The sequence below is a fragment of the Streptomyces sp. NPDC126503 genome (assembly GCF_040302405.1).
Lineage (GTDB): Bacteria > Actinomycetota > Actinomycetes > Streptomycetales > Streptomycetaceae > Streptomyces > Streptomyces gulbargensis.
Window position 1 is genome coordinate 29,784 of the sequence record NZ_JBEORS010000002.1, and the last position, 13,088, is coordinate 42,871.

The 13,088-nt window shown below is 72.0% G+C and carries 16 protein-coding genes; 9 read left to right on the forward strand and 7 right to left on the reverse strand.

The window, feature by feature from the left end:
• Positions 1-104: 104 nt before the first annotated feature.
• The 3 genes from ABTY40_RS02910 to ABTY40_RS02920 all read right to left on the reverse strand — a co-directional run bounded on the left by ABTY40_RS02910 (position 105) and on the right by ABTY40_RS02920 (position 1,844).
• Positions 105-875 (reverse strand): IclR family transcriptional regulator, encoded by a 771-nt coding sequence (locus ABTY40_RS02910; protein WP_352057877.1) that lies wholly within the window; start codon positions 873-875, stop codon positions 105-107.
• Positions 876-1,155: 280 nt separating this feature from the next.
• Entirely contained in the window at positions 1,156-1,374 is a 219-nt protein-coding gene (locus ABTY40_RS02915; protein ID WP_352057878.1) for a DUF5326 family protein, read from the reverse strand.
• A gap of 152 nt (positions 1,375-1,526) precedes the next feature.
• Positions 1,527-1,844 carry a cupin domain-containing protein gene (locus ABTY40_RS02920; RefSeq protein WP_352057879.1) on the reverse strand — a complete coding sequence of 106 codons (318 nt, stop codon included), beginning with the start codon at positions 1,842-1,844 and terminating at the stop codon, positions 1,527-1,529.
• A gap of 51 nt (positions 1,845-1,895) precedes the next feature.
• Here ABTY40_RS02920 and ABTY40_RS02925 point away from each other — a divergent pair, with 51 nt between their 5' ends.
• The 5 genes from ABTY40_RS02925 to ABTY40_RS02945 all read left to right on the forward strand — a co-directional run bounded on the left by ABTY40_RS02925 (position 1,896) and on the right by ABTY40_RS02945 (position 5,650).
• The gene (locus ABTY40_RS02925; RefSeq protein WP_309055141.1) at positions 1,896-2,273 is read left to right on the forward strand and encodes a phage holin family protein; all 378 of its coding nucleotides are present in this window, start codon (positions 1,896-1,898) and stop codon (positions 2,271-2,273) included.
• Between the two features lie 9 nt (positions 2,274-2,282).
• Positions 2,283-2,780 carry a low molecular weight protein-tyrosine-phosphatase gene (locus tag ABTY40_RS02930; protein ID WP_352057880.1) on the forward strand — a complete coding sequence of 166 codons (498 nt, stop codon included), beginning with the start codon at positions 2,283-2,285 and terminating at the stop codon, positions 2,778-2,780.
• Positions 2,777-3,967: a cystathionine gamma-lyase gene (locus ABTY40_RS02935; protein WP_352057881.1), complete on the forward strand. Its 1,191-nt coding sequence runs from the start codon at positions 2,777-2,779 to the stop codon at positions 3,965-3,967. The genes ABTY40_RS02930 and ABTY40_RS02935 overlap by 4 nt, the downstream gene beginning before the upstream one ends.
• A 252-nt stretch (positions 3,968-4,219) precedes the next feature.
• Entirely contained in the window at positions 4,220-5,116 is an 897-nt protein-coding gene (locus ABTY40_RS02940; RefSeq protein WP_352057882.1) for a LysR family transcriptional regulator, read from the forward strand.
• Between the two features lie 54 nt (positions 5,117-5,170).
• Positions 5,171-5,650, forward strand: coding sequence for an NUDIX domain-containing protein (locus ABTY40_RS02945; RefSeq protein ID WP_352057883.1), 480 nt, complete (start codon positions 5,171-5,173; stop codon positions 5,648-5,650).
• Here ABTY40_RS02945 and ABTY40_RS02950 read toward each other — a convergent pair.
• A complete protein-coding gene (locus ABTY40_RS02950) occupies positions 5,593-6,936 on the reverse strand; it encodes a globin domain-containing protein (protein WP_352057884.1) in 1,344 nt (447 codons plus the stop codon). The two genes, ABTY40_RS02945 and ABTY40_RS02950, sit on opposite strands and share 58 nt — an antisense overlap.
• A 104-nt stretch (positions 6,937-7,040) precedes the next feature.
• A complete protein-coding gene (locus ABTY40_RS02955; protein WP_352057885.1) occupies positions 7,041-7,679 on the reverse strand; it encodes an HAD family hydrolase in 639 nt (212 codons plus the stop codon).
• Between the two features lie 116 nt (positions 7,680-7,795).
• Between ABTY40_RS02955 and ABTY40_RS02960 the strand changes: the two genes are divergently transcribed.
• From ABTY40_RS02960 to ABTY40_RS02970, 3 genes are all read left to right on the forward strand, one after another.
• Complete coding sequence (locus tag ABTY40_RS02960) at positions 7,796-8,659, forward strand: GNAT family N-acetyltransferase (protein WP_352057886.1); 864 nt, start codon at positions 7,796-7,798, stop codon at positions 8,657-8,659.
• Positions 8,660-8,778: 119 nt separating this feature from the next.
• Complete coding sequence (locus tag ABTY40_RS02965; RefSeq protein ID WP_345280449.1) at positions 8,779-9,237, forward strand: MarR family winged helix-turn-helix transcriptional regulator; 459 nt, start codon at positions 8,779-8,781, stop codon at positions 9,235-9,237.
• 29 nt (positions 9,238-9,266) lie between these two features.
• Positions 9,267-9,719 carry a GNAT family N-acetyltransferase gene (locus tag ABTY40_RS02970; protein ID WP_352057887.1) on the forward strand — a complete coding sequence of 151 codons (453 nt, stop codon included), beginning with the start codon at positions 9,267-9,269 and terminating at the stop codon, positions 9,717-9,719.
• Positions 9,720-9,839: 120 nt separating this feature from the next.
• Here the strand turns inward: ABTY40_RS02970 and ABTY40_RS02975 are convergent, their stop codons facing one another.
• Entirely contained in the window at positions 9,840-11,222 is a 1,383-nt protein-coding gene (locus ABTY40_RS02975; protein WP_352057888.1) for a serine hydrolase domain-containing protein, read from the reverse strand.
• Positions 11,223-11,447: 225 nt separating this feature from the next.
• On the opposite strand from ABTY40_RS02975, the gene ABTY40_RS02980 reads away from it, so the two are divergent.
• Positions 11,448-12,176, forward strand: coding sequence for a dienelactone hydrolase family protein (locus ABTY40_RS02980; protein WP_352057889.1), 729 nt, complete (start codon positions 11,448-11,450; stop codon positions 12,174-12,176).
• Between the two features lie 54 nt (positions 12,177-12,230).
• Here ABTY40_RS02980 and ABTY40_RS02985 read toward each other — a convergent pair whose 3' ends face one another.
• Positions 12,231-13,016: an alpha/beta fold hydrolase gene (locus tag ABTY40_RS02985; RefSeq protein WP_352057890.1), complete on the reverse strand. Its 786-nt coding sequence runs from the start codon at positions 13,014-13,016 to the stop codon at positions 12,231-12,233.
• Positions 13,017-13,088 lie beyond the last annotated feature (72 nt).

Genomic DNA, 13,088 nt, shown 5'->3' on the forward strand with positions numbered 1-13,088 from the left:
ACACAGCTGCTGAAAGCTGTGACCGAAACGGCCAGGAATGATCCCTCGTGGCCCTCTTGACGCAATCGTGCTGTACGCGCTAGCGGATCACAAGGAGTGATTTTTCAGATACTGATAGAGAAAGCGAGCGAGCTGAACAGCCTTCCGACCTCACTGCGTAGCCGTTCAATGGCTGGGAGTAGTCGTTCTTCCTGGTGAAGCGGTACGGAAACCCCGAGCGCGGCCGCCGTGGAACCCACCGTGATGGGGATGGCGGCGCATACCGTGCCGAGCGCATATTCCTGCCGTTCCACCACCGGCTCCATCCGCCCCAAACCGGCCAAACGCTCCAAAAGGGCCTGCCGGTTACAGAGCGTATACGGCGTCATCGCCGCCACGGGATGGCGGTCGAGGTGGTCTTGACGAGACTTCAGATCGAGTTGGCTCAGCAGACATTGCCCGATCGCGTGGGCGTGCGCGGTCTCGCGGAAATCGGCCCACTCCTCCACGGCGGGGGAGGACGGAGTGTCGGCGACGGAGACGAGTTCGATCTCGCCGTCGCGGTAGAGCGCGAAGTAGACCGGCACACCGATCTCGTCCCGCCAGCGGGCAAGGGAGTCTTCGATCTTGATGCGACGATTCTGCACAGCTCCGCCGCGAGCCAGCCGCCCGGCGGCCTCGCCCAGGAGGAACAGGCCCTTCTCGCGGAGCAGATAGCCCTCGTGCGTCAGGGTGCGGAGCAGGTGGTACGTGGTGGGCAGCGGGATTCCCGTCTCGCGGGCCAGCTGCTTGGCGGGAGCACCGTCCGCGTGGGAGGCGACGGCCTCCAGGAGTCTCAGAGCCCGCTGCACCGAACCGATCAGGGTTGGCGCAGCCGTCTGCGTAGCCGTGGCCAAAGGTCACCCCCAGGCGTGACAACGGGTGCGGTGCACCCGCTCGCGGGGGCCGCCCCCGCGCGACCGCCGTACCTGGGAACCCCTGCGGGCCCGGTCGCGGGCCCGTGGGGGACAAGCCGGAAACCGCTGGTCAGTACGGGGGCCTACGCCTGTGGTTCCCAACACGGCGGAGGACTGCCACCTTAATGGCAGGTCCAGGGCGCTCACCCTGTTTCGACCGGCGCGTTCCCTCGCGCGGGCTAACGACCTGCGCCTTCTTCATACTGGTCAGTAGCCCGCACTACCAGTCCTCGCGCGACCGGGACGGCGACGTGAACTTCCGTACGACGTAGATCAGTCCGGCGACCAAGGCCACGAAGAGCAGCACCTTGAACAGCAGGCCGATCACGAAGGCCAGCACCGTGGTGAGGAGCCCGCCGAAAACGAGCAGGGCCAGGGCGGGTATCGCCACCCACTTCACCCACCAGGGCATCCCCGCGAGAATCTCCCGTACCGCCATCGTCCCTCTCCCTCGCTCGCGAACGAACCGTCAGGCACATTCCCGCACCGGACGTCTCAAGGCTAGGTGCGCGAGGCGCGGCCCGGGGGCGTCGTTCCCCCCGCTCTCCCCTGATCCGCCCCCTAGGGGGTGGATCGTCCGAAGGGGCCGGATCAGCTCTCCGGCGGGGAGAAGACCACCAGGACGCGCAGGTCCTCGCTGATGTGGTGGAACTTGTGCGGCACGCCGGCCGGCACGTACACCACGCTGCCCCGGGCCACCTGCGTCGTCTCCGTCCCGACGGTGATCGCCGCCCGGCCGCTCACCACGAAGTACACCTCGTCCTGGCCGTGCGGCTGCTGCGGGTCCAGTGCCCCGGCGTCCAGCGCGTAGAGGCCCACCGACATGTTCCGCTCCCGCAGGAACTGGAGATAGGCGCCCTCGTTCGCGGCACGCTCCACCTCCAGCTCGTCCAGCCGGAATGCCTTCATCGCCCGTCCGCCCCTGCCCTCGGCCCGATCTTGTCTGCCACGATCAGACACATGATGAATTTCGTAGTCAAGACGCTCGCGAACGCGGGCGCCCTGGGAGTCGCCATCTGGCTCCTCCAGGACATCACCCTGACCGGTGAGAGCACCGGCAAGAAGGCCCTGACGCTCATCCTCGTGGCGCTGGTTTTCGGCCTGGTGAACTTCTTGGTGAAGCCGGTCGTGAAGCTGCTGACGCTTCCGCTGTTCATCCTCACGCTCGGGCTGATCACCCTGGTGATCAACGCCCTGATGCTGCTGCTGACCTCCTGGCTCGCGGACAAGCTCGACCTCAGCTTCCACGTCGAGGGCTTCTGGACCGCCGTCCTCGGCGGCCTGATCATCTCCGTCGTCTCCTGGGCGCTCAACGTCGTCCTGCCCGACCGCGACTGAGCCCCGGCCATGACCTACCGCGTCTGCTTCGTCTGCACGGGCAACATCTGCCGCTCGCCCATGGCCGAGCACGTCTTCCGCCGCCGGCTGGAGGAGGCCGGTCTCGGCGCGCTGGTGGAGGTGGACAGCGCCGGCACGGGTGGCTGGCACGAGGGCGACCCGGCCGACCCCCGTACCGTCTCCGTCCTCACCGCGCACGGCTACACCTCCGCGCACACGGCCCGCCGCTTCCGGCCCTCCTGGTTCTCCGCCCTCGACCTGGTGATCGCGCTGGACGAAGGGCACCTCCGCGAACTCCGGCGCCTCGCCCGCACGCCCGAGGAGGCGGACAGGATACGGCTGCTGCGCTCGTACGACCCGGCCGCCACCGCCATCGCAGACCTCGACGTCCCCGACCCGTACTACGGCGACCGCGAGGGCTTCGAGCGGTGCCTGGAGATGGTGGAGGCCGCGGGCCGGGGGCTCCTCGCGGCCGTCGACGCCGAACTGAAGGAGCTCACGCCGTGACCGGACAGGGACACGCCCCCGGGCAGGACGCCACCGGGCCGGCCCCGGCGCCGGCACGTCCGTGGGGCGACGGCACCCGGGCCGTGCGCGCCGGACTGCCCGAGCCCGTGAAGTACGAGCCGACCCTGCCGGGCCCCGTCTTCGCCGCCCACTTCCACCTGCCGGGCGAGCCGACCGGCCCGTACACCTACGGCCGTGACGAGAACCCCACCTGGACCCACCTCGAGCGCGCGATCGGTGAACTGGAGGCCCCGGGGGAGCCGGACGTGGAGACACTGGTCTTCGCCTCCGGCATGGCCGCGATCTCGGCCGTCCTGTTCTCCCAGCTCACCGGCGGGGACGCCGTGGTGCTGCCCTCCGACGGTTACCAGGCGCTGCCGCTGGTCCATGAGCAGCTGCGCGCGTTCGGCATCGAGGTCCGGACCGCGCCGACCGGCGGGGACGCCCAGCTCGGGCTGCTCGACGGCGCGCGGCTGCTGTGGATCGAGAGTCCGTCCAACCCGGGCCTCGACGTCTGCGACATCCGCCGCCTGGTGGCCGCTGCCCATGCCGCCGGCGCGCTCGTCGCCGTCGACAACACGCTCGCGACTCCGCTCGGCCAGCGCCCCCTCGAACTCGGCGCGGACTTCTCGGTCGCCAGTGACACCAAGGGCATGACGGGCCACGGCGACATCCTCCTCGGCCATGTGAGCTGCCGCGACCCCCGGCGGGCCGCCGAGGTCCGGCGCTGGCGCAAGATCGTCGGAGCGATCCCTGGGCCCATGGAGGCCTGGCTCGCCCACCGCTCGCTCGCCACGCTCCACCTGCGGATCGACCGGCAGTGCGGCACGGCCCTGGCGCTCGCGCGGGCCCTCTCCACGCGGGCCGACGTGACGGGCCTGCGCTACCCGGGGCTGCCCGGCGACCCGTCGCACGCGGTTGCCGCCCGGCAGATGCGGCGCTTCGGACCGGTCGTCTCCTTCGAGCTCGCGGACCGCGGGCACGCCGAACGCTTCCTGGAGGAGCTGCGCCTCGTGGACGACGCGACCAGCTTCGGCGGGGTCCGCTCGACGGCGGAGCGGCGCGGGCGCTGGGGCGGGGACGCGGTCCCTGAGGGATTCATCCGCTTCTCCGTGGGCGCCGAGGACACCGAGGACCTGATCGACGACGTGCTCCGGGCCCTCGACGCGGCGGGGTCCGCGGGCTGACGGGAGGCCCGTGGAACCGGCGGGCCGGCCGTGCGCGTGCGGAACGGCGGCGTTCCGAGCCTCCCCCCTCGTGGCTCGGAACGCCGCCGGTTCCACGCGCGGAGACCGCCTGAACAAGGCTAGTTGACCGAGCGTCAGTGTCCAATCACGGTAGCGACAGGAACCTATCGACTTATTTATAGTTGGACGGTCCTGAGGCGCCGTCAGCCGGCCGCCTGAGTCGAACGGCCGCACGGCCGGGAGGGGGCGGACATGGATCTGGCCCTGCTGCGCACCTTCCTCACGGTGCACCGGGCCGGTTCCTTCACGCGCGCCGCCGCCCTCCTCGGGCTCTCCCAGCCGGCCGTCACCAGCCAGATCCGCACACTGGAACGCCAGCTGGGCCGACCTCTCTTCCTCCGGCGGGCCCGTGGGGTCACCCCGACCACCCTCGGGGACGAGCTGGCCCACCGTGCCGCCCCGCATCTGGACGCCCTGGTCGAGATCGCAGAGACCGGGCCGGGCGAGGAGGGCGGACTGCGCACCCTGCACGTCGCGGGGCCGCCCGAGTTCACCGCACTGCGGGTGCTGCCCGCGCTGACCCCGCTCGTCTCCCAGGGGCTCGCCGTCCGCGCCTCCTTCCTCGAGGACACCGAGGACATCCTCGACGGCCTCGCCGCCGGTCACCACGACCTGGCCGTCGCCACCGCCCGCCCGCGCGGCGGACTGCTCACCGCCACCGCGCTCTGCGACGAGGAACACGTCCTGGTCGCCGCACCGCGCTGGGCGGCCCGGCTCTCCCCCGACGTGCTGCTCCGCAGGGGGGCCGTGGTCCTGGAGCAGCTCCCGGTGGTGGAGGTCCACGAGTCGCTGCCGTTCGTCTCCCGCTACTGGGCCGCCGTCTTCGAGTCCAAGCCGGCCGCCGCCGCGACCGTGATCGCCCCCGATCTGCGGGCCGTACGGGATTCGGCCGCCGCGGGCGCGGGCCTCGCGGTGCTGCCGCGCTATCTGTGCGAGGAGGCGGTGGAGGCCGGGCGGCTCGTGGCGCTCCTCGAACCGCCGGTGCCGCCCCTGCGCACGTACTTCCTGGTCGCCAGGACCGGCACGCTCGCCCTCGCGCATCTGGCGCGGGCGCACGAGGAACTGCTGGGGGCCGCCGGATCCTGGTGACTCCCACGGAGCCCGGCGCGTTTCAGGACACCGGGAACGGGCCATTTTCTTCCCATGACCGAACGGCCCGTGGTCAAGCGCACCGCACGCGCCATCCTGCTCGACGGGGACGACCTCGTCCTCATCAAGCGCACGAAGCCGGGGATGGATCCGTACTGGGTCACCCCCGGCGGCGGCGTGGAGCCCTCCGACAGCACCGTCGTCGCGGCCCTGCACCGCGAGGTGTACGAGGAACTCGGCGCCAAGATCACCGATGTGGTCCCCTGTTTCGTCGACACCGTCGAGCACATCGAGGACGGCGGCGTCTCCGGAGTGAAGGTCCAGCACTTCTTCGTCTGCCGGCTGGAGTCCATGGATCCGGCCCTCCGGCACGGTCCGGAGGTCGAGGAGCCGGTCGGCGAGTACGAGATCGTCCGCATCCCCTTCAGCCGGGTCGGGATCGCCGCCGTGCACCTCGTCCCGCTCTCCCTGCGTCACTACCTGGACGGCAACATCGAGGGTGTCCGCGCCATGCACGCCCCCGACCTGGGCTGAGCCGCGTCCGCCGGGGCCAGCTCCGCGGGGAAGTCGTGGCGGATCCGCTCCGCGTCCACGCCCGCTCCGCGCAGCACGTCGACGCCCCGCCGCACCATTCCCAGCGGGCCGGAGAGATAGGCGTCACGCTCCTGCCAGGGTCCGGCGCTCCGCACGGCCTCGGGGAGCCGGCCCCGCTCCCCGGTGACGGGGTGCACCGAGAGCCAGGGGAAGGTCTTCTGCAGTCGCGCCAGCGCGTCCAGCTCGTAGAGATCGTGCCCGTGGCGGGCCCCGTAGAAGACGTCGACCGGGCGGCGGTTCCCGTGTTCGGCGAGGTCCTCGACGAGGGCCTTGATCGGGGCGATGCCCGTTCCGCCGCCGAGGCAGAGCAGTCCGCTGTCGGTGGCGTGGTCGACCGTCATCGCACCCGTCGGCGGACCGAGCCGCAGGACGTCACCGGGCCGGGCCCGGTGCACCAGCGCCTGGGAGACCCACCCGGCCGGGACGGCCTTCACGTGCAGGGAGAGCAGACCGTCCGGGCGGGGCGCGGAGGCGAAGGAGTACGGGCGCCAGGTCCGCGGCCACCACGGCGTGTCCAGTGTCGTGTACTGGCCCGCGAGGAAGGGGTACGGCTGGTCGGGATGGAGGGTGATCACGGCGACGTCCGGAGTCCGCAGGTCATGGGAGACCACCTCCGCCTGCCACCAAGCGGGCGCCGTCCTCTCGTCCTCCGCCGCCGCGTCGATCATGATCCCGGAGATCGTCGCGTACGCGCGGCCCCAGGCCGCCTCGGTCTCCGCGTCCCAGCTGGCCGTGGCGTACCGGGCGAGCGCGCCGGTCAGCGCCTCGCCGACGGCCGGGTACTGGTCGGCCCGGGTGCCGTACTTGCGGTGCCCCTTGCCGAGATCCGTGAGGTACGCGGTGAGGGCCGGCACGTCGTCCAGATATCCGGCCGCCTTCAGAAGCGCCGCGAGGAGCCGGTCCCGCTGGGCGTCCATGGCCGGGGGGAACATGTCCCGCAACTCGGGACGGCGCAGGAACAGCAGCGCGTAGAAGTACGAGGTCACCCGGTCGGCGATCGGTTCGATCTCCGTCAGGGTGCGGCGGACGAGCACCGCGTCGCGGGACGGCGGCGCGGGTGTGCCGGGGGCCTCGGGCGGCCCGGGGGTGGCCGCCGGACGGAAGGAGCCCCCGGGGCGGGAGGTGTCCACCGTCCCGGGAGGGACCGCCGCCGGGCCGCCCTCCGCCCGGGGAGCCTTCGCTATTCGGGCCTCCACCGCCGTCGGGGTGGCCGGAGCATTCATCATGTGCCTCGCCTCGCGCAGCCGGATTCCTTGATCGCAGCATGTGGGGCGCGGTCTCTCGTACGGACGGAAAGCACTGTTCTCGGCCCATAGGGCCGGGTTTCCGGTTAAGCTCCGCCGTTTCGGATCAGCGCGTAGGCCTCCCGGAGGTCACCGCCCGTGTAGGTGTGGCGGGACAGTCCGGCCAGATGGCGGTCGGCGTTCACGGCCACGGTGTGCGGGACGGCGGCGAAGAGAGCGGCGTCGGACATGGAATCCCCGTACGCCGCGCAGTCCTCGAGCCCGACTCCGTACCGGGCGCACAGTTCCCGTGCGATCCGGACCTTGGCGGCGGCATTGAGGATGCCGGGGCGGTGGATCGGCGCGGTGAACGGCACGGCGGGCCAGGCCGAGCCGTGGGTCGTGTCGGCGCCCCAGTCGCGCAGGCGCTCGACGAAGAAGTCCGGGGAGAGGGAGATGACGGCGGACCGCTCGCCCCGCTCGCGGATGTCCGACCAGACCTCACGGATGCCGTCCAGCCAGGGCGCGCCGTCGAAGGCCGCAGTGACCTTCTCGGGGGTGAGTTCGGCCCAGAGCGCATGGGCCCGGACGGCGAACTCGTCGGGGGCGAGGCCTCCCAGGAACCCTTTCTCCAAGGCCGCGATCTCCTCGGAGAGATTCAGCTGCCGCGAGATCTCCACGGCCGCCGCGGAGCCTCGGATCAGTGTGCCGTCCAGGTCGAACAAGTGCAGTTTCACGTGAAACATCGTCCGGGCAGGAGACGGAGGAGGCAATGCGCCCGTCCTGTGACCTCCGGGAGGGCCCGACACGAATCCCGTAAAGGGGTGGACGGAAGATCAACGCGTCGGACAGCCTGGGCGCCATGCCGATTCCCGCCGTGCCGCTCGCCCAGCTCCCCGTCCGCCGCCTCGCCCTGGAAGACCTTCCCGCCTGCGCCGACCTGGCCGCGAACCGGGGCTGGCCGCGCGAGGAGCACAAGTGGGGGCTGCTGCTGACCGCCGGCACGGGGTACGGCATCGACGACCCCGCCGGGGCGGGGCTCCTGGCCTGCTCCGTGCTCACCTCGTACGGCCCCGGCCTGGCCGCCATCGGCATGGTGCTCGTCTCCGAGCCGTACGCCCGTCAGGGTGTGGGCCGCCGCATGATGCGACACCTCCTGGCAGAGGCGGGGGAGACTCCGCTCACCCTCCACGCCACCCCGAACGGACAGCCGCTCTACGAGCAGCTCGGGTTCACCGAGACGAGCCGGGCGGACATGGTGCGAGGCCGGTTCACCTTCGCCGCGCCCGCCCCCGAGGTCGCGGTCCGCCCGGCCACCGCCGAGGATCTCCAGGCGATCCTGCGCCTGGACCACGAGATCTTCGGTCTCGACCGGACCCCGGTCATCACCCGGCTCCCCGCCTTCGCCGATCATCTCCGGGTCGCGGAGGAGGACGGCCGGATCACCGGCTTCGCGACGGCCTGGCCCAACATGGACACCCATGTGATCGGCCCCCTGATCGCCCGGGACACCGCCACCGCGCAGGCGCTGATCGCCTCTCTCGCCGCCGCGACCGACCGCCCACTGCGAACCGACATCGACGTGCGGCACACCGCCCTGCTGCGCTGGGTGAAGGAGAACGGTCTCGACTCCGTCGCCTCCAACGCGGTGATGGTCCGCTCCCTGCCGGATCTTCCGGGCGACTGGCGCCGCCGCTTCGCGCCGCTGACGGTCGCGGCCGGATGAGCCGTGGAGGCCTCCGTGACCTCCTGCACCCACTTACTTGCACACGCGCACTATTGCGCCGCATCGTCTACTCTGGGAGCTGAGCCCCTCCACTGCCGAGGAGAGACCGAGGAGAGACCATGACCGCGACGGATCCCGCCCTCACCGCGCTCTCCCAGCGCTGGTGCGCCCTCTCGCTGCTGCACGGCAAGATCGAGTCCCACCTCGAGCGGGCTCTGGAGGCCGGGCACGGGCTGAGCGTGCGGGAGTTCTCGCTCCTCGACGTCCTGAGCCGGCAGCACAACGGTCCCGGCGGGCATCTGCAGATGAAGCAGGTGGCCGACGCCGTCGTCCTCAGCCAGAGCGCCACCACCCGGCTCGTCACCCGGCTCGAGGACCGCGGCCTGCTGACCCGCTACCTCTGCGCCACCGACCGGCGCGGCATCTACACCGATGTCACCGAGGCGGGGCTCAAGCTCCTGGAAGAGGCCCGTCCCACCAACGACCGGGCGCTGCGCGAGGCCCTCGACGAGGCGGCCGGAAACCCCGAGCTGGCCCCCTTGGTCCAGGTCGTGGAGGGCGTGGGCGTTCCCGCCTGACGGATGGCGGTCCGGAGTACGCTGCGGCCATGAGCGATCTTGAGATACGCCCCGCCACCGTGGAGGACCTTCCGGCCATCGTCGCGATGCTCGCCGACGACCCGCTGGGCGCGACCCGCGAGTCCCCCGACGACCTCTCGCCGTACCTCGCGGCCTTCGAGCGCCTGGCGGGCGACCCCCACCAGCACCTCGTCGTGGCCGTACGCGAGGCCAAGGTGGTCGGCACCCTCCAGCTGACGATCATTCCCGGGCTTTCCCGGCGCGGTGCGACCCGCTCGATCATCGAGGGCGTCCGCGTGCACGCCGACGAGCGCGGTAGCGGGCTCGGCACCCGGTTCATCGAGTGGGCCGTGGAGGAATCCCGGCGCCAGGGCTGCGTCCTGGTCCAGCTCACCTCCGACGTCACCCGCACCGACGCCCACCGTTTCTACGAGCGGCTGGGCTTCGAGGCCTCGCACGTGGGGTTCAAGAAGAGCCTCTGAGCCGGAACGGCAGCGGTCGGCAGTGGCAGGAGGAACATTTCGGGCCGCCACTGCCGTCGCTGCCGCCCTGAGTAGCGCGCCGATGTTCGACCGGTGCGCTGTTTCACGTGAAACACGGGCTCAGAGCCCGCGCCAGCCCTCCGGGTCCACTCCGCCCGGGACCGCGTCGCCGGGCTCGTACGGCTCCCTGGTGAAGACGAAGGAGCCCAGGTTCAGATGGCTCACGCGGCCGTCGGGCCGCCGCACCACTTGGAGTGTCTCCCCCGCGTAATAGCCGTTGAGACCGACCCAGCCGCCCTCGGGCAGGGCACGGAAGCGCGCCCTGCGTCCCGGCCCGCGCAGCGGTTCGAGCACCACGCCTCCGTCGGCGACGACCCGCAGGCCGTACGCGTACGTCCCCCAGTACCAGGGCCCGGTGAGCGCCAGCAGCTCCTGGTCCACGGCCGCCGCGGGCAGAGGGCGCCAGGGCTCCGGGAAACGGGGCTCCGCCTCCGCCACGATCCGTACGAGATCGGCCGCCACGGCGGAAGGCAGCGGCCCGGAGGTCGCGTTCGCCAGGGCGATCCCGGCGAGGCCGTCCTCGGCACCGATCCACAGGCAGGCGACGAAGCCCGGCAGTGAGCCCGTGTGGCCGATCAGCGTCCGGCCGTCCCTGCGCAGCAGCTGCAGACCGAGTCCGTACCCGCCGTCGGGGTCGTCCTCCGCCGCCGGAGCCGCCGGGACGCGCATCTCCGCCACGGTCGCAGGAGCGAGGACCCGCTCGTCGCCCGCCATGAGGAAGGCGGCGAACCGGGCGAGATCGGCGGCCGTCGACCAGAGCTGTCCGGCCGGGGCCATCACGCCCAGGTGCTCGGACGGCTCGGGCAGCATCACGTCCGCCCACGGGTGCACCGCCCATCCACCGGCGTGAGGAGCCACTGGATCGACCGTCGTCCGCGTCATGCCGAGCGGCTCCAGGACCTCGCTCCGCAGCGCCTCCTCCCAGGACACGCCCCGGACGGCCTCGACCAGCGAACCGAGCAGGGTGTACCCCGGGTTGGAGTAGTGGTGCCGCCGCCCCGGCGCCTGGAGCAGGGGTCGCTCCCCCAGGACGTCCGTGAGCGCCGGCCGCAGCTCCGCCGGCGAACGCTCCCACCAGGGCCCGGGCGTCTCGGCGGCCAGACCGGCGGTGTGCGAGAGGAGCTGGGCGACGGTCATGTCACCGACGCCTGTGATCTCGAGGTGCTTCTCCAGCGGATCGTCCAGGCCGACGAGGCCCTCGTCCCGCAGCCGCATGACCAGAACCGCGGTGAAGACCTTGGTGATCGAGCCGATCCTGAACTGTGTGTCCGCGTCCGGGGCGTGCCCGTCCACACAGCTGCGGGCACCGCTCCACACGAGGGCCCCGTCCCGTACCACCGCCCCGACGAAGGACGGCGCCCGCCCTTCGGCCTGGGCGACCGCCACACGGTGCAGCAGGGCACGCGCGGTGCCGGGCAGGAGGGGTTCGAAAGAAGTCGTCATGGCTCCATCCAACGCGAAACCGGGCGGAGTGGGGGCCCTGGCGGATGTCCCGTCCTTCCCGCTCCGCACCGGAGCGTTCTCCGGGGTGTCCGGGACCGCCGTGTAGCGGGCCTCGCCCCGTACCGCCGGTTCCGCCCCGTACCGCCGGTTCAGCCCCGTACCGCCGGTTCCGCCCTCGGTGAAGACCGGTCCGCCCGGGCCTGCCGGTCCCTACAGTCCGATCACATGACGACAACGCTCACCACGCGCACGGTTTCCTATCCGGCCGACGGGCTGACGATGGTCGGACACCTCGCGCTCCCGGCCGGCACCGGTCGCAGGCCCGCGATCCTGCTCGGGCCCGAGGGCGCCGGCCTCAACGACGTCCAGCGCCGCCGCGCCGACGCGCTCGCCGAACTCGGCTACGTGGCCCTGGCCTTCGACATCAACGGCGGTCGGTGGTTCACCGACCCCCAGGAGATGCTGGCCCACGCCCTCCCACTGCTGGCCGACCCCGACCGGATGCGGGACATCGGCCACGCGGCGCTCGACGTCCTGCGCGCCGAACCCCGCACCGACCCCGACCGTATCGCCGGCATCGGCTACGGCACCGGCGGCGCCATCCTCCTCGAGCTTGGCCGTGCCGGTGTCGACCTCAAGGCGATCGGCACGATCAACGCCCTCATCACGGGCCGCCCGGGCGAAGCGGCCCACATCCGCTGCCCGGTCTGGGCCGGCGTCGGCTCCGAGGATCCGATCATGCCCCCCGTCCAACGCGACGCCTTCGCCGCCGAGATGCAGGCCGCGGGCGTCGACTGGCGCCTCACGGTCTACGGCGGCGCCGAACACGCCTTCCACCACCCCACCGTGGAGCACGCCGTCCGCCCGGGTGTCGCCTACCACCCCCGGCAGGCGGAGCGCTCCTGGCGCGACATCCTCGCGCTGCTCGCGGAGTGCGTACCCGTCACGGAGTGAGCCGGCCCCGCCACGGCCGTCGCCCCTCCTCTCCCCGGACGTCCGCCGGCCGGCTCACAGCGTGCCGAGGAATTCCCCGACGGCCGCGGCGAACTCCGCCGGGACGGTCTCGTGGACGGTGTGTCCGGCGGGAAGCTCCACGAGGCGGGTGCGGGGGCGCCGGGTCGCCATGTCCTTCGCGTGAGCGGCGGTGAGGACCGTGCTGCGAGAGCCCCGGATCAAAAGGGCCGGGCAGTCGCGGGCGAGCCAGTCGTTCCAGTGGTCCCCGTTGAGACTCCGCTGCGAGTCGTTCATGTCCTTCGGGTCGAAGGCGAGCCCCCACCCGTCGGGATGCTCACGGACGGCGTCCCGCAGGTAGCCCGCCGCCGGGCCCAGCGCCTCCAGCAGCTCCGCCCGCGTCGGTGCGCGGCGCGGCCAGGAGAGGCTGAAGGACAGGTCGTCATCGACCACGGCACCGATGTCCTCGACGATCAGCGCGTCCACGAGCGCGGGGAACCGGGCCGCGAGCTGGTAGGCGTTGACGCCTCCGAGGGAGTGGCCGAGGACGACCGCGCCGCCGGTGCCCAGGTGGTCGAGGACGGCGGCGGCGTCCTCGACGTACCCGGCGCGGGAGAAGTCGGCAGGACGGTCGGAGCGGCCGTGCCCCCGCTGGTCAGGGGCGATGACCCGCCAGGCACCGCCCAGATCGCGGGCCAGGCGCGTGAAGGTGCGTCCTTCCCCGAAGTGCCCGTGCAGCGCCAGCAGCGGACGCCCCGGACCGCCGAAGTCGAGGAAGGAGAGGCGCCGCCCGGCCACCGACAGGGCCGCGCGCTTCGGTTCGGACGGGAGGGACCACATCATGATCATCAGTATGCGTCGCCGGCTGTCCTGCGGGGCCCGGGCGTTCGGGATGGATCGCGTACCGATGCGTTT